The 26,043-nt window shown below is 44.9% G+C and carries 28 protein-coding genes; 21 read left to right on the forward strand and 7 right to left on the reverse strand.

Features of this window, described 5'->3' with window-relative positions; translation table 11 throughout:
- Positions 1–43: 43 nt before the first annotated feature.
- A complete protein-coding gene (gene ampD / locus VXP95_RS09635) occupies positions 44–634 on the reverse strand; it encodes a 1,6-anhydro-N-acetylmuramyl-L-alanine amidase AmpD (RefSeq protein ID WP_064102651.1) in 591 nt (196 codons plus the stop codon).
- A gap of 182 nt (positions 635–816) precedes the next feature.
- Here ampD and nadC point away from each other — a divergent pair, with 182 nt between their 5' ends.
- Entirely contained in the window at positions 817–1,668 is an 852-nt protein-coding gene (nadC, locus tag VXP95_RS09640; protein WP_416681575.1) for a carboxylating nicotinate-nucleotide diphosphorylase, read from the forward strand.
- Between the two features lie 115 nt (positions 1,669–1,783).
- Here nadC and VXP95_RS09645 read toward each other — a convergent pair whose 3' ends face one another.
- Complete coding sequence (locus VXP95_RS09645; protein ID WP_263600642.1) at positions 1,784–1,918, reverse strand: hypothetical protein; 135 nt, start codon at positions 1,916–1,918, stop codon at positions 1,784–1,786.
- 144 nt (positions 1,919–2,062) lie between these two features.
- Positions 2,063–2,779, reverse strand: a complete 717-nt coding sequence (gene rph / locus VXP95_RS09650) for a ribonuclease PH (protein ID WP_005261502.1) — start codon at positions 2,777–2,779, stop codon at positions 2,063–2,065.
- Positions 2,780–2,989: 210 nt separating this feature from the next.
- Between rph and VXP95_RS09655 the strand changes: the two genes are divergently transcribed.
- Complete coding sequence (locus tag VXP95_RS09655) at positions 2,990–3,682, forward strand: TetR family transcriptional regulator (protein WP_416711918.1); 693 nt, start codon at positions 2,990–2,992, stop codon at positions 3,680–3,682.
- Positions 3,683–3,732: 50 nt separating this feature from the next.
- Here VXP95_RS09655 and VXP95_RS09660 read toward each other — a convergent pair whose 3' ends face one another.
- Positions 3,733–4,347 carry a thiol:disulfide interchange protein DsbA/DsbL gene (locus VXP95_RS09660; protein WP_416711919.1) on the reverse strand — a complete coding sequence of 205 codons (615 nt, stop codon included), beginning with the start codon at positions 4,345–4,347 and terminating at the stop codon, positions 3,733–3,735.
- A 228-nt stretch (positions 4,348–4,575) separates the two neighbouring features.
- Here VXP95_RS09660 and ubiG point away from each other — a divergent pair, with 228 nt between their 5' ends.
- The 14 genes from ubiG (at position 4,576) to VXP95_RS09730 (ending at position 16,550) form a co-directional block, all read left to right on the forward strand.
- Positions 4,576–5,304, forward strand: a complete 729-nt coding sequence (gene ubiG, locus VXP95_RS09665; protein WP_064095138.1) for a bifunctional 2-polyprenyl-6-hydroxyphenol methylase/3-demethylubiquinol 3-O-methyltransferase UbiG — start codon at positions 4,576–4,578, stop codon at positions 5,302–5,304.
- Complete coding sequence (locus tag VXP95_RS09670) at positions 5,301–5,990, forward strand: HAD family hydrolase (protein WP_416711920.1); 690 nt, start codon at positions 5,301–5,303, stop codon at positions 5,988–5,990. Before ubiG ends, VXP95_RS09670 begins: the two co-directional genes overlap by 4 nt.
- A 39-nt stretch (positions 5,991–6,029) precedes the next feature.
- Entirely contained in the window at positions 6,030–6,776 is a 747-nt protein-coding gene (locus tag VXP95_RS09675) for a YciK family oxidoreductase (protein ID WP_064102565.1), read from the forward strand.
- A 155-nt stretch (positions 6,777–6,931) separates the two neighbouring features.
- Positions 6,932–7,351: a hypothetical protein gene (locus VXP95_RS09680; protein ID WP_416681585.1), complete on the forward strand. Its 420-nt coding sequence runs from the start codon at positions 6,932–6,934 to the stop codon at positions 7,349–7,351.
- Between the two features lie 180 nt (positions 7,352–7,531).
- A complete protein-coding gene (locus VXP95_RS09685; protein ID WP_171255305.1) occupies positions 7,532–7,687 on the forward strand; it encodes a hypothetical protein in 156 nt (51 codons plus the stop codon).
- 305 nt (positions 7,688–7,992) lie between these two features.
- Positions 7,993–8,373 (forward strand): RcnB family protein, encoded by a 381-nt coding sequence (locus VXP95_RS09690; protein WP_064095142.1) that lies wholly within the window; start codon positions 7,993–7,995, stop codon positions 8,371–8,373.
- A 231-nt stretch (positions 8,374–8,604) separates the two neighbouring features.
- Entirely contained in the window at positions 8,605–8,973 is a 369-nt protein-coding gene (locus tag VXP95_RS09695; protein WP_064095143.1) for an RcnB family protein, read from the forward strand.
- A 132-nt stretch (positions 8,974–9,105) separates the two neighbouring features.
- On the forward strand, positions 9,106–10,446 hold the full coding sequence (gene argA, locus VXP95_RS09700) for an amino-acid N-acetyltransferase (protein WP_416681588.1): 1,341 nt from the start codon (positions 9,106–9,108) through the stop codon (positions 10,444–10,446).
- A 333-nt stretch (positions 10,447–10,779) separates the two neighbouring features.
- Complete coding sequence (locus tag VXP95_RS09705; protein ID WP_064102562.1) at positions 10,780–11,736, forward strand: sulfonate ABC transporter substrate-binding protein; 957 nt, start codon at positions 10,780–10,782, stop codon at positions 11,734–11,736.
- Positions 11,737–11,760: 24 nt separating this feature from the next.
- Positions 11,761–12,756: an aliphatic sulfonate ABC transporter substrate-binding protein gene (locus tag VXP95_RS09710; protein ID WP_064102561.1), complete on the forward strand. Its 996-nt coding sequence runs from the start codon at positions 11,761–11,763 to the stop codon at positions 12,754–12,756.
- A 36-nt stretch (positions 12,757–12,792) separates the two neighbouring features.
- Positions 12,793–13,968, forward strand: coding sequence for an FMNH2-dependent alkanesulfonate monooxygenase (gene ssuD, locus VXP95_RS09715; protein ID WP_416681596.1), 1,176 nt, complete (start codon positions 12,793–12,795; stop codon positions 13,966–13,968).
- Positions 13,968–14,783: an aliphatic sulfonate ABC transporter permease SsuC gene (ssuC, locus tag VXP95_RS09720; RefSeq protein ID WP_064102559.1), complete on the forward strand. Its 816-nt coding sequence runs from the start codon at positions 13,968–13,970 to the stop codon at positions 14,781–14,783. Before ssuD ends, ssuC begins: the two co-directional genes overlap by 1 nt.
- 21 nt (positions 14,784–14,804) lie before the next feature.
- Complete coding sequence (locus VXP95_RS09725; protein ID WP_144724117.1) at positions 14,805–15,611, forward strand: ATP-binding cassette domain-containing protein; 807 nt, start codon at positions 14,805–14,807, stop codon at positions 15,609–15,611.
- A 318-nt stretch (positions 15,612–15,929) separates the two neighbouring features.
- Complete coding sequence (locus tag VXP95_RS09730) at positions 15,930–16,550, forward strand: TetR/AcrR family transcriptional regulator (protein ID WP_064095150.1); 621 nt, start codon at positions 15,930–15,932, stop codon at positions 16,548–16,550.
- A 64-nt stretch (positions 16,551–16,614) separates the two neighbouring features.
- On the opposite strand, the gene VXP95_RS09735 is transcribed toward VXP95_RS09730, so the two are convergent.
- Both VXP95_RS09735 and VXP95_RS09740 read right to left on the reverse strand, forming a co-directional pair.
- A complete protein-coding gene (locus tag VXP95_RS09735) occupies positions 16,615–17,181 on the reverse strand; it encodes a 5'-nucleosidase (RefSeq protein WP_171254895.1) in 567 nt (188 codons plus the stop codon).
- A 105-nt stretch (positions 17,182–17,286) separates the two neighbouring features.
- On the reverse strand, positions 17,287–18,441 hold the full coding sequence (locus VXP95_RS09740) for a TDT family transporter (protein WP_064095151.1): 1,155 nt from the start codon (positions 18,439–18,441) through the stop codon (positions 17,287–17,289).
- Between the two features lie 207 nt (positions 18,442–18,648).
- Here VXP95_RS09740 and ribF point away from each other — a divergent pair, with 207 nt between their 5' ends.
- The 5 genes from ribF to VXP95_RS09765 all read left to right on the forward strand — a co-directional run bounded on the left by ribF (position 18,649) and on the right by VXP95_RS09765 (position 24,248).
- Positions 18,649–19,650, forward strand: coding sequence for a bifunctional riboflavin kinase/FAD synthetase (ribF, locus tag VXP95_RS09745; RefSeq protein ID WP_416711921.1), 1,002 nt, complete (start codon positions 18,649–18,651; stop codon positions 19,648–19,650).
- Positions 19,651–19,715: 65 nt separating this feature from the next.
- On the forward strand, positions 19,716–22,562 hold the full coding sequence (ileS, locus tag VXP95_RS09750; protein ID WP_416711922.1) for an isoleucine--tRNA ligase: 2,847 nt from the start codon (positions 19,716–19,718) through the stop codon (positions 22,560–22,562).
- Positions 22,555–23,094 (forward strand): signal peptidase II, encoded by a 540-nt coding sequence (gene lspA, locus VXP95_RS09755; protein ID WP_416711923.1) that lies wholly within the window; start codon positions 22,555–22,557, stop codon positions 23,092–23,094. Before ileS ends, lspA begins: the two co-directional genes overlap by 8 nt.
- The gene (locus tag VXP95_RS09760; RefSeq protein ID WP_064095155.1) at positions 23,087–23,569 is read left to right on the forward strand and encodes an FKBP-type peptidyl-prolyl cis-trans isomerase; all 483 of its coding nucleotides are present in this window, start codon (positions 23,087–23,089) and stop codon (positions 23,567–23,569) included. Before lspA ends, VXP95_RS09760 begins: the two co-directional genes overlap by 8 nt.
- A gap of 136 nt (positions 23,570–23,705) precedes the next feature.
- Positions 23,706–24,248, forward strand: coding sequence for an NADPH-dependent FMN reductase (locus VXP95_RS09765; RefSeq protein ID WP_416705742.1), 543 nt, complete (start codon positions 23,706–23,708; stop codon positions 24,246–24,248).
- Positions 24,249–24,627: 379 nt separating this feature from the next.
- Here VXP95_RS09765 and VXP95_RS09770 read toward each other — a convergent pair whose 3' ends face one another.
- Positions 24,628–25,806 (reverse strand): PQQ-dependent sugar dehydrogenase, encoded by a 1,179-nt coding sequence (locus VXP95_RS09770; RefSeq protein WP_416711924.1) that lies wholly within the window; start codon positions 25,804–25,806, stop codon positions 24,628–24,630.
- Positions 25,807–26,043: the final 237 nt, after the last annotated feature.

Genomic DNA, 26,043 nt, shown 5'->3' on the forward strand with positions numbered 1-26,043 from the left:
GGCTATTGTAATGAAACTTTTGTCAGAAGTTCATTGCTTAATTTCATCCCGCAAGCGAGTTTGAAGTGTTTTTATAATGCTGTAACTGTGTACGAAAATCAGCCCAGTTAAAATACGGCCCCGGATCAGTCTTGCGGCCCGGTGCAATATCTGAATGTCCGGCAATATGCTGCTGGATTTTAGGATAATAATCTTGCAAACAGGCAGTCACTTTGACCAGGGCTTCATACTGTGCGGTTGCAAAAGGTAAATCATCACTGCCTTCCAGCTCGATCCCGATCGAATAATCATTACATTCTTTTTTGCCCAAATAGGTCGAGCGGCCTGCATGCCAGGCACGGTCATTAAAATTGACGAATTGCAGCACCTCTCCCGTTCTTAAAATCAGCAGATGAGTTGAAACCTGCATCCCTTCAATTGTCTGAAAATAAGGATGTACGGACCAGTCCAGCTGATTCTGAAAAAACTGTTCAATATAACCGCCGCCAAACTGGGAAGGAGGCAGGCTGATATTGTGAATCACCAGCAATTGGATTTCAGTTTGTACTGGCCGCTGATTAAAATTGGGAGATGGGATTTGACGTGCACCGATTAGTTGCCCGTCCCTAACCTGAAACTCAGCTGCCTGTTGCATAGAACCGTTCTCCCCAAAAAATAAAATCTGCAAGATCAGCATTGCAGCCGGCTTCATGCTAAAACTTTCAAGGACAAATCTCAATTCATCCCGGCAAACTGGATGAAAAATCGCTCATCTTTTATGTAACGGTGCTAAGATAAGGCGCAATTTTTACGGCTTAAAAAGATACGGAAGTAGACATGAGCATATCTCAAGCTTTGCTAGACCAGTCGATTCAAATCAACATCCAACAGGCACTTTCAGAAGATATTGGTGAAGGCGATATTACCGCCCTGCTGACCCCTGAAGACGAACAGGCCACTGCCACCATCATTAGCCGTGAAAACATGGTTTTGGCCGGTCAGCCTTGGGTCAATGCCTTGATTCAGGCCTACGACCCGAGTGTTGAAGTGATCTGGCTGAAAAATGATGGCGATCATGTTCAAGCCAATGAAGTATTTTTAAAACTGGCAGGATCTGCGCGTAGCTTATTGACTGTAGAGCGCCCTGCCCTAAACTTTGTCCAGACACTATCAGCCGTTGCCACTAAAACAGCCCACTATGTCAAACAGTTGCAAGGTCTAAATACCAAGCTGTTAGATACGCGCAAAACCCTTCCGGGTCTGCGTATTGCACAAAAATATGCCGTGGCCATTGGCGGTGGTCAGAATCACCGTTTGGGTCTGTTTGACGCCTTTCTAATTAAAGAAAATCATATTATGGCAGCGGGTGGTATTGCGCAGGCAATTGCCAAGGCTCATCAGATTGCGCCAGGCAAACCGGTCGAAGTTGAAGTCGAAACCTGGGATGAGCTGAATCAGGCGCTGGAAGCCCATGCCGATATCGTGATGCTGGATAACTTCAGTCAGCAACAAATGATTGATGCGGTGCAACATGTAGCCGGTCGCTGTAAGCTGGAAGCTTCAGGGAATATTACTATTGAGAATTTACGTGAGGTTGCCAGTACTGGCGTTGATTATATTTCCATGGGCGTGCTGACCAAAGATGTCAAAGCCATTGATCTATCGATGCGTTTTAATGCTGAAGCTTAAATTTGATACGCAATAGGAGAAGGGTGCGAAGCACCCTTTTTTTTATTTTTTAAAATTTTTTGCGCATATTTTGTACAAAAAATATATTGAGGAATGAAGTGATGTCGGATTGTCATCACTTATTATTATTTTGTCCTGCCGGTGTAGAAGTACTATCCTGATTTGCATCATGGGACTTGGACTTATTATTATCACAGGCCGCCAGACCCAGAACTGTACACACTGACAGTGCGATGAACCATATTTTCATATCTCAATCCTCTACGGGTTAGTAGATTTAAAATCATCTTCTGAAACCCAGCGCTACAGTAGACAGGTCCTGTTCAATTTTTGTGAGCTAATGTTGAGGCATAAAAAAACGCATCTTTTAGATGCGTTTTTTAGCTTTAATGAATTACCAGCCTAAAGCTTCTTGCTGTTTTTTTACCAATTCCTGAATCCCTTTCTCGGCCATTTCCAGCATGGCATCCGATTGGGCACGGGTAAATGGTTTGTCTTCTGCAGTGCCTTGAATTTCAATAAATTCACCTGCCTGCGTCATCACCACATTCAAGTCCGTTTGACAGTTTGAATCTTCTTCATAGCAAAGATCCAGTAATACTTCATCTTTGAAAATACCCACAGAAACTGCAGCCACTAGGCCTTTCAACGGATCATGTTTGATTTTCTTTCTTTCCAGCAATACGTTCATGGCATCGACCAAAGCCACTGCAGCACCGGTAATCGCTGCAGTACGGGTACCGCCATCAGCCTGAATCACGTCACAGTCGATGGTAATGGTATTTTCACCCAGCTTTTTCAGATCAACCATTGAGCGCAGGCTACGACCAATCAGGCGCTGAATTTCCTGGGTACGGCCACTCTGTTTGCCACGTGCCGCTTCACGGTCGCTACGGGTATGAGTTGAACGTGGCAACATGCCATATTCAGCAGTTACCCAGCCTTGGCCCTGACCTTTCAGGAAACGCGGTACAGAACTGTCTACACTGGCAGTACAGAGTACTTTGGTATGACCAAATTCAACCAATACAGAGCCTTCCGCATAACGTGTATAGTTACGGGTAATTTTCACTTCACGTAATTGATCTAATGCTCGTTGGTCGATACGCATAATAAGTCCTGTAGGGGTTCAAAATAATTGCGGCCCAGTATAGCAGAAGCCTTGACCAAGATTAGGCAAGCGGGGCATTCATTTACAAAATCAGTGCATCAGAGCGGGAGGAAATATCAAAATTCTGCCGACCTGTGACGCTACGATTTGACTTGATTTTTGCTAGACTAAAATACCCCTTAAGGGAAGCCAGTGGCAGGAAACCCATTTATGTCCTTACGTGAAGATCGCAAGCAGCAAAGTCATCAGGCACTACTTGATGCGACACTGGCATTCAGCAGTCAGGGACGCGCTTTCAGCACGATCAGTTTGCGGGAAGTCGCACATGCTGTTGGACTGGTACCCGCGGCGTTTTATCGGCATTTTCAGGATATGGACCAGCTCGGTCTGGAATTGCTGGATCAGGTGGCGATGCACATCAAAGGGGTACTTCATCAATTGGGACAGGCTTATCTGTATCAGCCAAATACCCGGACCCGAACCGGGCTGGAACTGTTTTTTCAGGCCGTCGAATACCATCCTGAATCCTGGATTTTTTTTGTGGCAGAACGCTGGGGTGGCTCGGATGTGTTACGTACCGGAATTGAACGGGAAATTCATTTTCTGGCCGAAGATGTCATGCATGAACTTGCCAAGATGCAAACCACCCGGCATATCCAGACCCCACAGGATTTTCAGGCTCTGGCACAAATGCTGATTGAACTGTCCCTGAACTGGGCCATGGGCTGGATTCATCTGCAGCATCAGGCTGATCCCGAGCTGCGCCAAGTCCAATCCAATGTCTTTAAAAGCCAAAGCGTGCTACAGATGCAGCTCTTGCTGCGTGGGGTTTTACACTGGTATCGGAGTCCTGCCGAAACAGCACCTCCCCCAACCCATGAAATGGTCACTCCCCCGACCTAAACAAAAAACCCGCATAGGATGCAGGTTTTTGGCTGGTCTTCAGCTTAACATTATTTGGCTTTACGCTCTTTTTCGACCAGATAATTCACGACCTGAATGACTTTGGCACCATCCCCCTGCACAATATATTTACCATTCACGGTGACTGCCGGAACACCACTTAACTGATATTGGGCAGCCAGATTTTTGGCTTGGGCAATTTTCGAAGTGATCGGGAAAGATTTATAGGTGCTGTTAAATTTCGCTTCAGGAATACCATAGCGGGTATAGAATTTGGCCAGCTGTGCCTGTTCTAAAATTGGACGCTGTTTGTCATGAATATCATGGAATAGCTGTAAATGTGCTTTTTGACGCACCCCCAATGCTTCAGATACATAATAAGCTCGCGCTGCCTGTTCCCAAAGTGGGTTCATCGCAGCCGGTGTACGTACAAAACGTACATCTTTTGGTAATTTCTTTAACCAGCTCTGCATATGTGGTTCAAGCGAGAAACAGTGACCACAGCCGTACCAGAAAAATTCACGCACTTCAATTTTGCCTGGTTTTTCGACTTTGACTGGTTTTGCAACCACCTGATAGTCCTGACCTGCCACAAAATTGGCCATAGCACTGCCTGAAACGGCCAAAACAGATGCGGCAACAGCGCCTAAAAGGAATTTTTTCATTCGGATTATCGTCCTCTAAATCATTATGCTTAAGTTTATGTGTTCAATATAAATCAATTATGCCGGTTTCGTTTTCATTCTGTGAACTTTTTTGCTGCTTTTATCGCTTTTTCTGCCAGAATCGCTACACTAAACCATCGAACTGATTTTCAAGGTTTTAAATCAGTTTCTCTGGCCATTTGGCACGTACATATTTTTAGCTAATCATGACTGATTGAGGTGACACCAATGTCGCAATTGAATGTTGATCCACAAGAAATTGCCAAATTTGAAGCATTTGCAGCTATATGGTGGGATCAGCATTCCGAGTTCCGCCCCTTGCACATGATTAATCCACTACGTTTAAACTGGATTGATGAACATGCCGGTGGTCTGAGTGGAAAAAAAGTGCTGGATGTCGGCTGTGGTGGCGGGATTCTGGCTGAAAGCATGGCACGTCGGGGTGCTGATGTACTCGGGATTGATATGGGCGCAGCGCCTCTGAATGTGGCACGCATCCATGCCGAACAGGAAGGTGTCAGCAATATCGAATACCGACAGGTGCCGGTCGAGCAACTGGCAGACGAACAGGCTAGTCAATATGACATCGTGACCTGCATGGAAATGCTGGAACATGTGCCAGATCCAGCATCGATTATTCAGGCCTGTTACAAGCTGGTCAAGCCAGGCGGTCATGTGTTTTTCTCGACCATTAACCGTAATCCGAAGTCCTATTTATTTGCCATTATCGGGGCAGAATATGTGTTGCGGATGCTGGCCAAAGGCACCCATGATTACAGCAAATTTATCAAGCCGTCCGAACTGGCGCATGATATTCGTAATGCCGGTTTAAAACTCAAAGATATGACCGGCCTGCACTATAATCCATTGACCAAGCATTATTGGCTGGCAGCGAATGTAGATGTAAATTATATGGTCTATACCGTGAAAGAGAATGCAGCAGAGACCACAGCATGAAAGCAGTTTTATTTGATCTCGATGGTACCCTCATTGATACTGCGGCCGATTTTGTCCGGATTATCCAGCAGATGTGCCGTGAAGAAGGCCGCGCACTCGTTGCACCCGAGCTGATCCGTACCCAGGTTTCAGAAGGTGCACGCGCCATGGTAAAACTGGTCTATCCGGAACTGCAACTGGAAGATCCGGTATTTCTAGCCCATCGTCAGCGTTTTCTGGACATGTATGGCGCAGATATTGCGGTCGATACCGATCTGTTTGACGGTATGTATCCCTTGCTGGAACAGCTGGAAGCACAGGATATTTCGTGGGGCATTGTCACCAATAAACCGCGCTGGCTCAGTGAAGCTTTACTGAAAGCGCTGAACCTGACCAATCGCTGTGCTGTACTGGTTTGCCCGGAAGATGTGACACGTACTAAACCTGATCCTGAACCGATGTATCTGGCAGCCAAACAGCTCGGGTTTGCTGCAGAAGACTGTATCTATGTCGGTGATCATCCGCGTGATATTGATGCAGGGCGTCATGCCAAGATGACCACCATTCTGGCAGCTTATGGTTATTTACCACTGCAATACAAAGATAACTTAACAGCCTGGCAAGCCGACTATATAGTGGATACAGTTGCAGAATTACAGCGGCTGATTCAGAAACTGCTCGTGCAACAGCAAACTGCGGTATCTTGAAAGCTTAAAACCAAACAATAAGAAATAAGGAGGTAGATAATGAAATATTCAGAATATCAACCTCGCCCCGATCTGCTCAAGGATCGTATTATCCTGATCACGGGTGCGGGCGATGGCATCGGGCGTGCAGCAGCAATCAGTTATGCCTTGCATGGTGCAACAGTGGTGTTGCATGGACGTACCTTGAATAAACTGGAAGTCATCTATGATGAAATTGAAAGTTTAGGGGCACCGCAACCTGCCATCTTGCCGTTACAGCTCTCTAGCGCCTCGGAACGGGATTATGAACTTCTGCTCGATACCCTAGACCGTCAGTTTGGCCGTCTGGACGGAATTCTGCATAATGCCGGTATTTTGGGTGACCGAGTTCCCCTGGCGGATTACCCGGTCAATGTCTGGGATGATGTGATGGCAGTTAATCTGCGTGCCCCTTTTGTCATGACCCAAGCGCTGTTACCGCTATTATCCAAATCTGAACATGCTTCCGTCGTATTTGCCAGTTCAGGTGTAGGCCGTGAAGCCCGCGAACGCTGGGGTGCTTATTCCGTATCGAAAATTGCCATTGAAGCAGTAAGCCAGTTATTTGCCAAAGAGCAGGTACACCCCAATATCCGTTATAACTGTATCAATCCTGGGGCAACGCGTACCGCCATGCGCGCCAAGGCCTATCCGGATGAAGATCCAAAAGTTTTACCGACTCCCGATTCAATTATGCCGGCTTATCTGTATTTGATGGGCGATGACAGCCTGCATATGAATGGTCAAAGTATTGATGCGCAGGATTAACCTTCTTTTTATTTTATTCAGGGAGCAATTGCTCCCTTTTCTATGCTTTCAGGCTTTATATGACGCATAAATCGGGAATGACTCTCGCCGGATCGCATTGAATTTCACTAAAATCCCCGCATACTAAGCCTCACTACATTGAACAAGAGTGCATCATGACTGAGTTAAACAATATTACGGTGACCCATTTAGACGATGGCATGGTCTCGCTGCTGATTGATCAACAGCCTATTTCTGAAAAATATGACACCAAGTTTGAAGCCAGTATTGTGGATGACATCAAAGCACTCGAAAATGCCCAGAAACTCAAACTGTTCGAGCAGTTTGTATTTTCACATCATGATCTGAATTTTGAACACGCCTATTATTATGTGACTGGAATTGAAAAATTAGACGATTGTTATCATCTGGCCAAGCATTTTGTTTATCGCATTAAGATTGAAGGACAACCAGAAATCGAGCATGTCATCAGCAATCAGGGCAAAGCCATGACAGCCGAGGATGTACGTGCCTTTATTCAGGCGCATGTACAGAAATCACTAACGGATTATACTGACCTGAACTACGCTTATTAAAAGCCAAGCAATTTATATAGAGAGTACTTTTTAAAAGTGCTCTTTTTTTAGCTGATTTTTTAAAAAAAGAGTTTATTAATCGAATTTTCGCATCATTTTTATAAAATTATACGGTTTTCCAAATAAATCTATATGAACTATGCTTCTTATATCGCCAGATAGATCAGACAGGAGTACAGCATGGCTGACCAGAAACGAAAAATTGAAACAATTCATCAGATTGAACAATTACAATTATCACAGGCCCTGATTGTGGCATTAGATGATGCCCTGCAAGCGGAATCAGTCGCTGAAGCGATTCACTCCTTACAGGGTCTAGCAGAACAATGGAATTAATCTTGAGATAAACCGATAAAATTTTCTGCCATTTCAGTAGAGGATTGATTATTTTACGAGTGATTCAATGCTGCTTTTTTGAACAAAATCATCGATTTTAGCTTGCATGTTTGCCCTCGCTTTGATCAGATAAGAACATAGCTCTTTATACCGAGCCTTATGATCAAGACCGCAGTCTGATATTATAACATCATCATAATATCTCTGCATTTGTTATAAAACTTGTGCCTGTTCTTCACAGTTTCTCTGCAATTTTTCCGTACATTAGGTACTGTAGAAAGTGAACAATTTAATGAGGGTTCAACATGAAAAAGGTTTTGATGGCACTGGCAATTTCTTGCAGTACATTCATGCTGAGCAATGTCGTCATCGCTGCCCCTCATTTCAATGATGATTCGCATTATGGCGCAGACAAGAAAAAAGGCCGCGAGTTCCGCGAGGCTCCTCAAGAGCAGCAGGATAACCGTCGTATGCGGGAAGAACGCGGAGTGAAACGTCTACAACAGCTCAGATGGCAGCCAGGTTATGTAATGCCGCAGCATTATCGTGGTAATGGCTATAAAGTCGAATACAAAGATCATCGCCTGCCTCGACCTGATCGCAAGCAGCAATGGTACAAAGTCAATAACGACTATATTCTGGTCGATTCAGAAAATAACAATATTATCCGTATTGTTGGTGACTAAATTACATCTCATGCTCTAGGCCCAACATTGTTTGGGCCTTTTTTATTTAGGTGACTGATTTTTCCAATTGCCTATGATTACGCTGTCCTGTGCTTATCTAGCTCTAGCGCAACCATCTTCTAAATTTCTTCACGAATTTAACATTTTAACTAAATAGCCCTCATGCTTTCTATGCACTTGTTCGCTAATTTAGTCTCATCGAAATTAGATTTACATTTTTAGGTGAGAGCCATGAAAAAAGTTTTAACTACAGTTGCGTTATCTCTCAGTGCTTTGTTAGCTACTTCTGCAATGGCAGCACCACAGCATGACTCACGTTATGACCATAATCCGCATAAATCGGCACCACACTGGGATGCCAAAGATAGTAAAAAATGGAATGATGACCGCCGTCATAACAACCGTGTAGTCAATCCAAGCCGTGACTGGCGCGTAGGGCAAACTTTACCACGTCAATACGACAACAAACGTTTTGAAGTGAGTGATCGTGAAGCACGTCGTCTACCGAATACCGGCCGTTTCCAGCAGTGGTATAAAGTCAACAATGACTATGTTCTGGTGAATGAGCGTACCAATAAAATCGTACGGATCATGAACTAATCTTTCTCCATTACTGCTCGTCTTGCAGACACCTGAAGTTCCCCTTCAGGTGTTTTTTTATATCTGTACTTCCACTTGCGTTTTTTTTCATTAGAATCAAAGTTGGATCTCATCATTGAAATAGGCACAGGCATGACTTCGGCAGACACGTCACAAAGCACAACACTGCAATATGTGCACTGGTTTCGCAATTCTGCGCCTTATATCAATGCGCACCGCAACAAAACCTTTGTGATCATGTTTGATGGTGAAGCCGTTTTAAATGACAACTTTCAGCATATTATTCATGATATTGCCTTGTTGCATTCATTGGGGATTCGGCTGATTCTGGTATATGGCGCTCGTCCGCAAATTAACCAGAATCTGGCCCAAAACCAGATTACCACCCCTTTTTACCAGCAGCGTCGGGTCACCACACGTGAATCTTTAAGCTGCGTGATGAGTGCTGTCGGCTCAATCCGTCTGCAAATTGAAGCACTGCTGTCGATGGGACTGGCCAATTCACCCATGTATGGTGCCCGCATTGATACCGTTTCGGGGAATTTTGTCACTGCCAAGCCTTATGGCATTCGTGATGGTATTGATTTTCAACTGACCGGTGAAGTCCGCGCGATCGATACCGATGCGATTCAGCGCCATCTGGACAATCATAATATTGTGGTACTTGGCCCGACGGGTTATTCCACCACCGGAGAAGTCTTTAATCTGCTTGCTGAAGAGGTCGCGACCAAAACTGCAATTCGGCTCAAGGCAGATAAACTGATTTTTCTGGGCAAGCAGCATGGTTTGATAGATCGTAACGGCCAGCTCAAACGGGAAGTCACGCCGCAACAACTGAATGACTATATTCCGCTGCAAGATGCACCTGAAAGAGGATTACAGCTAAAAGCCGCACAAGAAGCCTCCATGAACGGCGTCCATCGGGTGCACCTGATTTCTTATGCCTATGATGGTGCCCTGCTAGAAGAACTGTTCACCCGGGATGGTTCCGGTACTCTGGTCACCGATGCACATTATGAAGAAGTGCGTATGGCCGATATTCAGGATGTCGGTGGCCTGATCAGTCTGCTACGTCCATTGGAAGAAGAAGGCATTCTGGTCTATCGTTCCCGGGAACGTCTGGAAAATGAAATCAACCAGTTTGCTGTAATCGAACGGGACGGCATGATTCTGGCCTGTGCCGCCCTTTATCCGATTCCGACAACAGGGGATGAATTGCGTTCTGCAGAAATTGCCTGTGTTGCGGTCCATCCAAGTTATCGCCAGTCCAATCGGGGTAGCCAGATCCTGCATTATCTTGAAGAAAAAGCCAAAAGCATGCAGATTCAGCAACTGTTTATTCTAACCACGCGCACCGCGCACTGGTTTCTGGAACAGGGCTTTGAACCGGCTTCAGTCGATGATCTGCCGGATGCCCGTCAGGCTTTTTATAATTATCAACGCAATTCCATTGTTTGCAAAAAGTCACTTTAAAGTGACTTTTTCTTTTGGTGCCTTAGCTTAATTTCAGATAAAGATATCTTGTAATTTTGATTTAGTTGTTAAGATTGTATTGCTGCTTTTCAGATAAACATATCAACATATTTAACTTAAAAATATAATTATATATTTCAAAATCTTAATTAACTTAAATAGTAAATATTCATTTTTATATAAATCACTTTTTCGCATAAGTTTTGCGCTTTTTTATTTATCTTTTTTCTTCATTAGAAATTCCTGAATAGTTATTTTTTTAGAAAAACAAAAACGATTAGCGTGTCCCTAAGTTTTCATTCACTAGTTTGTCATTTTCGGGAGTTTTGATTCATGCGCCAATCTCATGTTCAGTTTTTAACCAAGACTGTGGTACTCGGTACTGCGATGGCGGGTGTCATGATGCTTTCAGGCTGCTCGAAAAAGGAAGATACCCTTACCCTGAATATCGGTTTTCAAAAATACGGCGTATTACCGATTTTAAAAGAACGCGGCACGCTGGAAACGACCTTGAAGCAACAAGGGATCAATGTGAAATGGGTAGAATTTCCTGCTGGTCCGCAACTGCTTGAGGGACTGAACGTTGGCAGCGTCTCTTTTGGTGAAGCCGGTGAAGCACCGCCGATTTTTGCTCAGGCGGCCAACTCAAATCTGGTCTATGTGGCCAATCAGCCGCAAGCACCTAAAGCCGAAGCCTTAATTGTACCGAAAGATTCACCAATCCAGTCCATTCAGGATCTGAAAGGCAAACGGGTGGCCCTGAACAAAGGTTCAAATGTGCATTACTTACTGTTAAAAGTTCTGGAAGCCAACCAGCTTGGCCTTGATGATATCGAAGTAATTTATTTACCCCCTTCCGATGCACGTGCTGCATTTGAACGTGGTGCAGTCGATGCCTGGGTGATCTGGGATCCTTTTTTTGCAGCTGCTGAACATCAGATTGGTGCACGTGTCATTGCCAGCGGTGAAAATGTGGTGAGCAATCATCAGTTCTATCTGGCAGATCGCAAGTTCGCAGAAAGCCATCCTCAGGTGGTACAGGCAGTTGTCAATGAATTGAACCTGACCACGGACTGGGTGGCAAAAAATCAGGATGCTGCTGCTCAGCTCCTGCAAAAACCGACAGGTCTGGCCGTCGATGTCTTAAAAACCTCTATTTCACGCATGGGCTTCGGTGTTAAACCCCTCACGACTGACGTGATTCAAAAACAGCAACAGGTCGCCGATGCGTTTTATGCGCAGCAGCTAATTCCACAAAAGCTGAATATTGATGCAGCAATTATTAAATAACAGCAGAATACTTTGAGAATAAAAATGAGTCATTTAAAAACAGTTTTTTATATCAGCTTAGCGTTATTGAGCTTTAGTCTGACTGGCTGCCAGAAACAGGAATCACAGCAAACGGCTGCTGCAGAAACCAAAGCAGCACAACAGGTACAAAGCATTGCGATTGGCTTTCAGAAATCAGCCTTGAATCTGCTGGTAGCACGCAATGAAAAGCTGTTAGAACAACAATTTCCCAATACCAAAATTGAGTGGAAAGAGTTTCCGGCGGGTCCACAAATGCTGGAAGCACTGGCAGTCGGTGCAGTGGATTATGGCTATGTAGGGAATACCCCACCCATTTTTGCCCAGGCTGCAGATAAAGCCCTGAGCTATGTAGCCTTTGAAAAAGTGGCTGGAAACTCTTTGGCCGTGGTCGTGCCGAAAGACAGTGCCATCCAGACGATTCAACAGTTGAAAGGAAAACGGATCGCGGTGCAGAAAGGTTCAAGTGCCCATGAACTTCTGGCCAAAACTCTGGAAAAAGCCGGCTTAAGCTGGTCAGAGATTCAAGCCGTCTGGCTTCCACCCGCGGATGCACGTGCTGCTTTTGACAAAAAAGCCATTGACGCCTGGGCAATCTGGGATCCCTTCCTGGGCGCAGCCGAGTTCGACAGCCAGGTGAAGGTACTGATTGAATCCAGTGACTTTCCGCAAACCTACTCCTTTTATATCGGCAATCCCGAATTTATTCAGAAGCATCCGGATAGTCCCGAGAAGTTTATTCAGGCTTTAAATGCCTCTGACCAGTGGATTCTTAAAAACCAGGCTGTAGCCCTAGATATTTATCAGAAAAGTACCGGTCTGAAACCAGAAGTGGCAAAGCTTGCATTTGAGCGTCGTCTTAAACCTTCGCCGGTTCAGCCTTTAACGACGGAAGTGATCAAAGCCCAACAGAATATTGCCAATCTCTTCCAGCAGGTTCAACTGATTCCCAAAACCATCAGCGTCCAGCAACAGATCTGGTCGCCAGCAGCCACACATTAATTAGCAAACAAGATGATTTAATTTAAGGAATATCACATGAAAATTTTCTGGTTTATCCCCACTCATGGTGACAGTCGTTACTTAGGCACCAGCAAGGGCGCACGTGTTGTAGATCATGCCTACATGAAGCAGATTGCCGTTGCGGTAGATAACTTAGGTTATGAAGGTGTCCTGATTCCAACCGGCCGTTCTTGTGAAGATCCATGGTTAACCGCAGCCAGCCTGATTGACGCGACCAAAAAATTAAAATTCCTGGTGGCCCTGCGTCCGGGCGTGACCACCCCGGCACTGGCTGCACGCATGGCTGCAACCTTTGACCGTTTATCCAATGGCCGGGTGCTGCTCAATCTGGTGACTGGCGGTGACGAGCTGGAGCTAAAAGGTGATGGCGTCTATGAAGATCACACAACCCGCTATAAAACGGCGACCGAATACACCACCATCTGGCGTGAAATTTTAAAACGTTCACATACTGGGGAAAGCTTTAGCTTCCATGGCGAACGCTTGAGTGTCGATGAGGCAAAATTGCTGTATCCACCAATCCAGCAGCCACATCCGCCTTTATGGTTTGGCGGTTCATCGGATGATGCCATTGAACTGGCTACGGATCAGGTCGACACTTACCTGACCTGGGGCGAGCCACCGGCCGCAGTCAAAGAAAAAATTGCAGTGGTAAAAGCCAAGGCTGCAGCTAAAGGTCGTGAACTGAATTACGGGATCCGTTTACACGTGATCGTACGCGAAACCAATGAGCAGGCCTGGGCGGCGGCTGAAGAACTGATTCAATATGTGGATGATGCCACTATCGCTGCAGCTCAAGCCAAATTCAAATCCATGGACTCGGTCGGTCAGCGCCGTATGGCAGAACTGCATAACGGCGACCGCAGCAAACTCGAAGTTTCTCCGAACCTATGGGCAGGTGTAGGTCTGGTTCGTGGTGGTGCAGGTACGGCACTGGTCGGCGATCCGGAAACTGTCGCTGCACGTATCCAGGAATATGCCGATCTGGGGATCAGCACCTTTATTTTCTCAGGCTATCCACATCTGGAAGAATCAATCCGTTTTGCCGAACTGGTATTCCCTTTACTTCCACTGGAAACCCAGCAAAAACTCACTCAACCAAACTTGACCGGTCCATTTGGTGAAATCGTGGCGAACAACTACACACCGGACGAAAACAAGCAGGCTGAGAAAATTCAGGAGTCTGCTTAATGTCAAAAGTCGTTTCCGTTGAAACCCTGGCCCAAAAGCCGGTTTCACGTGGAACAATTCTGGGGCAGCACCTGCTGCCCTGGCTGGTTCCAATTTTCTTGATTGCAGTTTGGCAAATTGCCTCTAGCACAGGCCTGCTGGAAAGCCGGATTCTGCCTGCACCAAGTGCCGTGGTTTTAGCCTTCTGGAATTTATTGCTCAGCGGTGAACTGTGGACGCATGTGCAAGTCAGTGCAGGACGTGCCATCAGCGGATTATTGGTGGGGGGTGGTTTGGGTCTATTACTGGGACTGTTAAATGGCTCATCCAGAACTGCCTCTACCCTGCTCGATACGACCTTGCAGATGATCCGCAATATTCCTGCACTGGCACTCATTCCCCTAGTGATCTTATGGTTCGGGATTGATGAATCCGCCAAATTGTTCTTGGTGGCGATTGGGGTATTTTTCCCAATTTATATCAATACTTATCACGGCATCCGCTCGGTTGATCCACAGTTAATCGAGATGGGAAAAAGCTATGGTTTAACTCGCTGGCAGCTATATAGAGAAATTATTCTGCCGGGTGCGATGCCATCAATTCTGGTCGGCCTGCGTTTTTCTCTGGGTCTGGTCTGGGTACTGTTAATTGTTGCTGAAACTATTTCTGCCCAGTCCGGTATTGGTTATATGACCATGAATGCACGTGAATTCTTGCAAACCGATGTGGTTCTGGTAGGTATTTTACTGTATGCCCTGCTGGGTAAACTGGCCGATGTCCTGGCAGTAGCTTTAGAACGATTCCTGCTGCGCTGGCATGCCGGGTATCAAAAATAAAGAATAAATAAGGAGCATGTGATGACTGATCTCAGTTTAGGGCGTCATGCCAATGACCCGATTAGACCACTGGAGCAACCTGCGGCAGAGATCAATCCTGCTACAGTGCTTGGTGCCGAAATTATCATTGAACAGCTGCACAAATTTTACGGTTCGGTCAAAGTTCTGCAAGACCTGGACCTGCATATCCAGCCAGGTGAATTTCTGGCGATTGTCGGTCGCAGTGGTTGTGGTAAAAGTACCTTATTGCGCCTGATCGCTGACCTAGAAAAACAGAGCTATGGCGAAATCAAGTTTAAGTCCGCCCGGCATATTCGTGAAGGCATTACTGCAGATGATATCCGGGTGATGTTTCAGGACCCTCGCCTGTTGCCCTGGCGCAGCATCGAACAGAATGTGCAACTCGGTTTACCGAAGGAGCAGCATGCCAAAGCTTCGCAAATGCTGGAAAAAGTCGGCCTCAAAGAAAAAGCTGGACTCTGGCCTTCACAGCTTTCCGGAGGACAACGGCAACGTACCGCCTTGGCGCGGGCATTATCGCATCAGCCGCGCATTCTGCTGCTGGATGAACCGCTCGGCGCCCTGGATGCCCTGACACGACTGGAAATGCAAAGCCTGATTGAGCGTCTCTGGACCGAACAAGGTTTTACCGCCATTCTGGTGACCCACGATGTCAGTGAGGCCGTGCAACTGGCAGACCGGATTATCTTGCTGGACAAAGGTCATATTGCCAAAGAGTTTAGGGTTAATTTACCTCGTCCCCGGCAAAAAAGTGTCAAATTTGCAGAACTGGAACAGCAGGTCCTAAAAGCGGTTTTAGCAACCTGAAGCTTGGATCAAACCCAAAATCACACAGGGTTATGGGTTTGATGCTTAAAAATTATCTTAAGTTTAATCCGATATACTTCAATTTCCATCCTTTGAACTTCATTCTCCTCTGTCATTTAGCAACAAGGCCAATAAGAAAATGAAATATTTTCAGAAACTTGAATTTTATTTGTGTGGACGGATCTAGCCTGTTTTAAATATTAATCTAGAGAATAAATCATCATTATTCAAAAAATTAGCCTGTGACTGTGTGCACAAATCTGATGATTTGCCGTACAATTAAAGATTCCCTTTTTTTAATTGTTTTTATATTTGCTAATGGAACAAAAAAAGAGCACTCAAAAGCGCAATCAGCTGCTAAATGCTGCACTAGATGTATTTTCCCTATATGGTTTTAGTGGGGCAAGTCTGGATGAAATCGCACAAATTGCAGAAATGCATAAGTCGAATATTTTCTATTATTATGAAAATAAAGAAGCCTTGTATGTCGAGGTATTAACCACCGTTCTACAAAAATGGCTGGCGCCTTTACAAACCCTTGAAGCAGAACTTGAACCTGAAGAAGCGATCACCAATTATTTGATGCAAAAAATTGAAGTGTCGCGTACCCAGCCTAAAGCATCGCGTTTATTTGCTTTAGAAGTGATTCAAGGCGCACCGCATATTCTGGAGATTTTAAAAGGCCCGCTGAAAAAACTGGTGAAGCGCAAAGCTAAAGTGATTTCCAACTGGCAGGAACAAGGCAAAATCTCTGCGAATATTGATCCTGAATTACTGATTCTGAATATTTGGGCCATCACCCAAAACTATGCAGATTTCTCTATCCAGATGGAAATGGTCACAGGTAAAACCTTGCGTAACCGCAGCATGCAGCAACGCATTATCCAGCATACGGTAAACATGATGTTATATGGCGTGATCCCACGTAAGGATCAATAAGCGCACTTATGATTGGCATACGGCCATAGCTCCTATGGTCGCCGAGCAAACTTAAGCCTCCCTTTTATTTTACCATTCGATATAAATCTAATAACTTCCTCGCACCCAGCAACAGATTCTCTTCCCAGTCCAGATGCGCAGTTTCATTGGCACCATCACTGATATATTTGACTGAAATCAGGCGAACACCCAGTTTTTTACAGACTTTTGCCAAAGCATAGCCTTCCATATCAACCAGATTACACGTGACTTTCGACATGCTGGTTTCAAAACTGTCACCTGTCCCGCAAATCCCTTTCGGCAAATGTTCAAAGAACGATTCCAGCTCAATAGCACCCGGGAAATGCTGATCCATCGGTGTAACGCCGATTTCAAAACCAAGTGGTGAAACATCCATATCACGCTGTACAAACTGGCTCACTTCAATCAGTTCGTGTGCATTAAAATGCGTACTCCCTGCTGTACCCAAGTTCAGTAAGGTAGTGCAACCCGTCTTCTGAATCACTTCAAAGGCTTTAAAGGCCGCATTAATTTTGCCAATCCCGCTGTAATGTACTTCAATACCTTCTGCTTCAAACAAGCCTTTAGACTCATTCGGAAGTGCCATGATTAATGCAATTTCTTGACTCACAATCGTCTCCTGCGCTGTATGGGCAGTGATATACCATAAAACAGCAGCACAAGGCAGCCTGAGCTGCATCATTTTAAATGCCCAGTCATACAGGGAATTGCATTCTTATTTTTCTGTGGCCTTCGCAATTTGCTGCTTTTGCAAATACTGTTTAAGGCAAGGTGAAAAGATTAAATTTCCATGGTAAAAACCCGCTGCCGTTTTAGTTGCAACCAGTATCCATAACATGACTAATACACCTCCCAGTGCATAAGCAACCGCATATAAAAATTGAAGCTCTAGTGCGGCAGCTAGATTAAATATCGCCAAAGTAAATACACCGATTGGAAAGGTGAGTCCCCACCAGCCCAAGTTAAAGGGCAACTGCTTTCTGGCATGAGATAAGGTAGTCAATAAGGCGATACCAAACCACCAGACAGCAAAGCCAAGCAGGATTAAGGCACCCATAATACCCACCTGTTCTAAAAATAGCCCCAGTCTGTATTGATCTATCACTGCCAACACTTGCGGTGCCTGATGACCCAGTAATAACAATGCCAATGCACCTGTACCAATTGGCCCAAGGGCAAGCCAACTGCTAATGGCCATTTCTTTTTCAGGTAACTGATGTAAAGCCAGACGCAACATTAAAATGCTCAGAATTCCAAATGCAGGCAGAACTGAAATTCCCCACAGCATATAGCTGCCGAGTAGAATCATGACGCTCTGTTGAGTTGGCTCCTGATGGGCCAATAACAATCCCCCACTACTTGCAGCAACCTCACATGCCACGATGGGCAGCAACCACACTGCTGTCATGCTTTTAAACTCATGCTTCTGCCGGCTATACATAAAAAATGGCACGGCCCACGCAATCAGAACCGCAAGTGCAACATCGACATACCAAAGTAGTCCTGCAATCTGTACGGCAATATCGCCCATTTGAACAATACCAAATTTAAGAAAGCCATTGATGATTGTGGCAAGCCCCATCGGGATTGCACCCAAAAATAAACTCATATTTGGATGCTGAAAAATCTGTTTGGCTTCAACTGGGTAATAAATCCAGCGCAGTGCATAAAGACTCAGGAAAGCAACAAATAAGATGATATTCAAAAGCCAAAGCCCGGCACCCATTTGCCAGAAAAGCTCAGATGCCAGCGGAGATTCTGCGATGATTAAAGCGACAATACCGGTACCCATGGTTACTGTGAACCAGTTCGGTGTGAACTCACGGATCAGGTCAGAAACTCGATTTAAATCGGCAAATGGCTTTTTCATCAGCTTCACTCTGAAAGGATGTTAGAACCATCATACGAATAATTGAATATAAATTAAATTGATTAATATTCATTTTTATTATCAATTTAATTGATTATAAATTCATCATTGCATTAATTTTATTGTCTAAAAACACAACAACAAGACGAAACGCTGAGATTATGGCAATATATAGCCTCTCGAAATTTCTAAGCACTTGATTTGCCCATGCAGCTGCTCCGTCTAAATGCTTTAGCGTCTCATTCCAAGTTACCCAAAACTGCCGTGACTATCGGTAATTTTGACGGCGTGCATTTAGGTCATCAGGCCATGATCCGTCAGCTGCAACAGGTGGCCAAAGCACAGGGTTTAAAATCTGTAGTAATGATTTTCGAGCCACAACCGCTTGAATACTTTAAAGGTTATGAAGCACCACCGCGTATTTCATCACTGCGTGAAAAAGTCGAATACCTGACTGAACTCGGTGTGGACTATATTGCAGTGGCAAAATTTGACCATAGCTTTCGCAGCCTGACCGCAGAAGCCTTTGCCGATATTTTAAAAGAAAAACTCAATGCGCAGCATCTGGTCTTGGGTGATGATTTTCACTTTGGTAAAAACCGCCAGGGTAACAGCGAATTTCTGCGCAATTATGGCTTTGAAGTCACCAATTTAAATACCATTGCTCTGGATGGTGAACGGGTCAGTTCTACCCGGATTCGCCAGACTTTGCTCGCAGGTGATCTGGCTCTGGCCGCACAGCTGCTGGGCCGTCCTTACAGTATTACCGGACGGGTACAATATGGCGATCAGATTGGTCGAACCCTTGATTTTCCGACTATCAATATCCGCCTCAACCGTCATAAGCCCTGCCTGAAGGGGATTTACGGAGTTGAGGTTATTTGCGAAACCTTATCCTTAAAAGACAAGGTAAAAGCTGATTCTGCAGCGCAAACCGGTATTGCGGGTTATGACCCAACGGCCCTGTTTGGGGCAGGTCATGTCGGCACCCGTCCAGCCATTAAACAAGCGCATCCGCAATGGCGATTAGAAGTACATTTTCCAGATGTTTCTGCTAATCTGTATGGCCTGTTGATGCGGGTGACGTTCTTAAACTATTTACATGGCGAAAAGGACTATCCTTCGCTTGAAGCGCTAAAAGCCGGAATTGATGATGATGTCGAGAAACTGCTTGAGTTTCGTCGAAATCACCCCACATTTCCCTTTTAATATCCCATATTTTTATTGTAAAACGTGTCAGTGACATAAACTGATTAGATTGGAAGACGACTTGCATGAGCGATAAGCAAACTCCTGAAAATGCAGTGGACTATAAAGCCACGCTAAACCTCCCAGGTACTAACTTTGCAATGAAAGCAAATTTGGCAGTACGTGAAGCGAAATGGTTAGAAGAGTGGTATGCCGACAACATTTATCAGCAGATTCGTGCATCGCGTATTGGCAAGAAAAAATACGTGCTTCATGACGGCCCTCCTTATGCCAATGGTCAGATCCATTTGGGCCATGCAGTCAATAAAGTTTTAAAAGACATCATTATCAAAAGCCGGGTCATGGACGGGTTTGATGCGCCGTATGTACCGGGCTGGGACTGTCATGGTCTGCCAATTGAACTGAAAGTTGAAGAGAAAGTCGGCAAAGTCGGCGTGAAAGTCGATGCTTCAACTTTCCGTAAAGCCTGCCGTGAATATGCCTACACACAAGTTGAATTACAGAAAAAAGACTTCGTGCGTATGGGCGTGTTCGGCGACTGGGACAATCCGTATTTGACCATGAACTTCAAACAGGAAGCGGACATCGTACGTTCGCTTGGTGCCATTGCCAAAGCAGGCCATATCGAACCTGGTCTGAAACCGGTGAACTGGTGTCTGGACTGTGGTTCATCATTGGCTGAAGCAGAAGTTGAATACGAAGATAAAAAATCCGACGCGATTGATGTTGGTTTTACCGTTGTAGATTTAGCTGATTTATCTGCACGTCTTGGTGTAGAAGTTAAAGACTCAACGGACATCGTGATCTGGACCACGACACCTTGGACGCTACCTGCCAACCAGGCCGTTGCCCTGCATGCAGAGATTGAATACCAACTGGTGAAAGCAACAGGCGAAAACAAGGTTGCACAAAACCTGATTTTAGCAAAAGATCTGGTTCAGTCTGCCTCTGAGCGTTATGGCTTTGAAGCATTTGAAGTCCTTGCTGACTTTAGCGGTAGTAAACTTGAAAACTTACAATTACAACACCCTCTGATTGCCGACCGTCAAGTTCCCGTTATTTTAGGCGAACACGTGATTGCAACCAGTGGTACAGGTGCCGTTCATACCGCACCGGGCCATGGTGTAGACGATTATAAAGTTGGCCTGATTTACAACCTTAAAGTAGACAACCCGGTCGGCGGAAATGGTGTGTATTTACCAACCTCGCCAATCTTTCCAGGCGAGCACATCTACAAAGCCAACCCAAAAATTATTGAAACATTGACTGGAGCAGGTAAGCTTTGGGCACATGTCGTCATCAAACATAGCTACCCACACTGCTGGCGTCATAAAACCCCAATTATCTTCCGTGCGACACCACAATGGTTCATCAGCATGGATGCCAAAGGCTTACGTCAAGGTGCATTAAACGCGATCGAAAACGAGATCAGCTTTGTGCCAGACTGGGGTAAAAACCGAATTCAGGCGATGATCGAAGGCCGTCCGGACTGGTGTATCTCACGTCAACGTACTTGGGGTGTACCAATTCCTTTCTTCGTTCATAAAGATACGAACGAATTGCACCCTCGTACGCCTGAGCTCATCGAAGAAGTTGCCAAACTTATCGAGAAAGAAGGTATTGATGCATGGTTTAACCGTGATGCGAAAGACTTCATTGGTGAAGATGCTGAACAGTACAATGCTGTTCGCGATACGCTTGATGTATGGTTTGACTCGGGTACAACACACTTTGCGGTACTGCGTGAACGCGAAGAACTGACTGATCCTGCTGATTTATATCTGGAAGGTTCTGACCAGCACCGTGGCTGGTTCCAATCTTCTTTATTAACGTCTATGGCAATTCATAACCGCGCGCCATACAAAGCCTTGTTAACACATGGTTTTACAGTTGATGAGAATGGCCGTAAATTATCAAAATCTCTAGGCAACTATATTCCGCTTGAAGAAATCATCAAACAACTTGGTGCCGATGGTTTACGTTTATATGTAGCATCTAGCGACTATCGCTATGAAATTGCAGCATCGAAAGAAATCTTTAGCCGTGTAAGTGATAGCTACCGTCGTATTCGTAATACGCTACGCTTCTTGCTTGCTAACCTGAATGGCTTCAAACCATCAACAGATGCGCTTCCTGTAGATCAATTGATCGCGCTGGATCAATACATTCTGCAACGTGCAGCTGAGGTACAGAAAACTGTTCAGCAAGCCTATGAAGATATGAATTTCCATATCGTCACCAGCGCCTTGACTAACTTCTGTATCAATGACCTGGGTGGTTTCTACTTAGACATCATCAAAGACCGTCAGTACACCACCAAAGCAGACTCGCAGGCACGTCATTCTGCACAAACTGCGTTGTATCACTTGGTACAAGCATTCGTGCGTTGGATGTCACCAATCCTGAGCTTCACTGCACAAGAAGCTTGGCCGTTAATTCCTGAGCAATCAGAGAAATACGTGTTCACGGCTGAATGGTATGATATTCCTGTGGCTTCAACTGCAAATGTAGTATCTGAAGCTGAATGGCAAACGCTCATTGCCGTGAAATCTGCAGTAAACAAATTCATTGAAACTGCACGTACCGCGAAAACTGTCGGTTCTAACTTGTCTGCCAAAGTTGAACTTTGGGCAAATGCCGAATTAAAAGCAGTGCTAGATAAGTTAAGTGATGAGCTTCGTTTCGTACTGATCACATCACAAGTGATCGTCAATGAGTTTGATGCAGCACAAGGTGAAGCGTCTGATCTTGAAGGCTTGAATGTGAAAGTTTCAGCAGCTGATGGCGAAAAATGCGTACGTTGCTGGCATGTATTACCAGATGTAAATACACATTCTGCACATCCTGGTCTATGCGGTCGTTGTATCATCAACCTTCCTACAGGCCAAGGCGAAGAGAGAAAATATGCCTAATACCCACACCAAAAAGGGCTTATTCCAGTTCTATCCACATAATTTATGGTGGGTTGGACTGGCCATTCTGGCGATCATTCTGGATCAATGGACCAAATGGATTGCAGTGACAAATCTGAATTATGCAGATCCTGTTCCTGTGCTGCCCTTTTTAAATTGGACACTGCTACATAACTATGGCGCTGCCTTTAGTTTTCTGTCCGATGCCGGTGGTTGGCAACGCTATTTCTTTACTTCACTGGCAGGTTTAGTGTCTGTGGTCTTCGTGTTTTGGCTGATGCGTATGCCAAAAGACATGAAAATCTTGCCGCTGGCGATAGCCCTGATTCTGGGGGGTGCCATCGGTAATTTAATCGACCGGATCAGCCTTGGCTATGTGGTCGATTTTATTCATGTGTATTACCAGAACAGCCACTTCCCTGCGTTCAATATTGCAGACAGTGCCATTACTATAGGTACTATTCTGATGCTGATTGATACCTTTTTCTTAGAAAAACATCGAATTCAACGGGCGCAAGCACAACATGACTGATTTTATTCATCCCAACGAGGAAACCCGGGTTGCAGACGGTTCTAAAGTCGAGCTGCACTTTTCTGTCGCAATCGAAAATGGCGTGGAAATTGACAATACCCGTAGCCGTGAAGAACCGGTCAGCCTGGTGATTGGCGATGGCAATCTACTGCCTGGTTTTGAAAAAGCACTGATTGGTTTACGTGCCGGTGACCGTCGCACGGTCAGCCTGCCACCAGAAGATGCTTTTGGGCCATGGAATCCAGAAAACATCCAGAAATTTGACACGGTAAAATTTGGAGAACGTCCGATCGAAGGTCACATGATCGAGTTTGAAGACAAAGCCAAGGCCACCCTGTATGGCGTAGTCAGATCAGTCAATGATGATATTACCGAAGTGGACTTTAACCATCCATTGGCAGGCAAGAACATCACCTTTGAAGTGGAAATCTTTAAAGTGACACCTGCTGGCCAGCAAGGCGTTAAACTGATGTAAAGTTTCAGCTAATTGACTGATTTAAAAAAGCTCCTTCGGGAGCTTTTTTATGTTCCGGATACAAATCATCTCTAGTCACCTTTCTGAAATCTGATTAATTTAATTTGATGATTAAGACCCTGAAAAAGGACTAAACATGAAAATTTATATTGTGGTTGGGAGCGTGCGTGAGGGGCGTACTGCCATTAAAGTAGCGCATTGGGTACTGCAGGAAATTAAAAGTTATACCTTTAGCACTTTGGAAACTGAAATTGTCGATTTAAAAGAATGGGATCTTCCGCTATTTGCCGGCGCTCACCCTCCCCTGACCGGGATTTATGATCAGCCCAAACAGCAAGAGTGGGCAGACAAGATTGCGCTTGGCGATGCCTTTATTTTTGTCACGCCTGAGTATAATCATGGCTATAGTCCAGCTCTGAAAAATGCCCTGGACTATCTCGGCAAGGAATGGCAGGGCAAACCGGCAGCTTATATTGGTTATGGTGCGACCAATGGCTCACGTTCGATTGACCAGATTCGTCAAGTGGGTACTCAGCTTGGACTGATAGATACTAATGCTGTCATCGAAATCCGGGATATTTTTGCACGGAACAAAGATTATTCCTTCCAGGGCAATGAATTCGATAATAAAAATTTAAAAGCTGCTGTAGATAAACTGATTCGGTATGTCAGTGCCTAATGATTAGACGGAAATCCTGTACGTTTTAGCCTACATACAGCGCAGTATTTGGCGGCTATTCCTCACTTTTCTGCAAGGCTATAGTGAATGCATAGACAGACAGGAAGTCTGCAAAGCGATACCACAACAATAAAAAGCGCAAATCAACAGGACGTTGACAGATTAGACAGGAGTCAGATCTGAGAAGCAAATCCAGAAAAGCCTCAACAGGATGTTGAGGCTTTTTTGTTTTAAACGATTTGTTTTGGCTTGAATAGTCATTTCTCAGTATCAGACATCAACCTGAAATCAGAGATAGAGCCCATCGGCAGCTTACAATCTCGAGATTTTCCAGTTTCCGGATGATATTTCTCTTAGCCCCATATCTTTAAAAAGCGGATTAAGGTGCTGTCATTTTTAACAGGTTGACTTGCGGACCATCCTCAATGACCCATAACGAACCATCCTCTGCCTGGGCAGCCCCACGAATCCGTTCTTTCATATTCAGACGCTGGATTTCTTTTACTGGGGTCTGAGTGGTATCTACAATCACGATTGCCTTGGAAGACAAACCGGTTACAATTGCCTTATTTTTCCATTGTGGGAAGATATTCGCAGTATAAAACAGCAAATCTGAAGGAGAAATTACTGGTGTCCAGTCCAGTGCCGGAGCTTCGAATTCAGGACGGGTACTGTGGTCAGGAATGGGCTTGCCATCATAATGATCGCCATTTGATACTAAAGGATAGCCATAATTTTTAGCCTTGATAATCTTGTTCAGTTCATCACCGCCTTTCGGTCCCATTTCAATGACCCAAAGCTGCCCTTTGGGATCAAACGCCATTCCCAGAGGATTACGATGTCCAAGACTCCAAACCTGCTGGGCAATTTTACCCTGATTCATAAAGGGATTATCGGCAGGAATTGAACCATCCTCATTCAGGCGAATAATTTTACCGGCATTGGATTGCATGTCCTGTGCAGGATCAAATTGCTGACGCTCCCCCGAACTGATCCATAACTTGCCATCCGGCCCAAACACTATTCGATGCGCATAATGCCCCTGACCCGAAAATTTGGGAACTTGAGTCCAGATCCGTTTAATCTGTTTCAGTTGGGGGGTAGGCTGGCTCAAATCAAGTTTGCCACGAACAACCACAGCACCATATCCACCTTGACCCTTTTCAGCATAACTCAGATATACCCACTGATTCTTTGCAAAATCTGGATGTAAAGCAATTTCACCTAAGCCGCCTTGGCCTCCATACGCAACCTGAGGTATGCCTTTCACCTCGATTTTTTTCTTATTTTTGGGATCAAAGAGCTGCAATTTTCCTTTACGCTCAGTAATCAGCAGCTGGCCATCATTTAAGGTGGTAATTGCCCAAGGTTCATTAAATTGAGCAACCTGTTCAACCTTATATTTTTGCATGCTTGAAGAGACTGAATCGGATGCATGAGTAGCTATAGAAGTCTGTTGAGCAGTCTCAGAGCTAGAGGAGGAATTTTCTGCATGACAGGCAGTAAATGCAAAAGCACAGCAACTAAGTAAAATTTTTATTTTAAATTGCGATAACATTATCTTCTCCATACTGATTTATTGTCCAAATTAACATCAAGATACAGAGTTTCTGGTCTAAATTCAGCATAGAAAAGTAAATAGATATATTTTAAAAATTATAAATAGAATTTATTTTAATAAAGAATGAGTGACTAAGCTTTCGACTAAACTCCAGGCCTAAAAAAACACCCCCGGCCTTTAGACCGGGGGTGTTTCGAATAATGAGCTGGCGATGACTTACTCTCACATGGGTAA

This window comes from Acinetobacter sp. 226 (assembly GCF_048147925.1).
Classification (GTDB): Bacteria; Pseudomonadota; Gammaproteobacteria; order Pseudomonadales; family Moraxellaceae; genus Acinetobacter; species Acinetobacter pecorum.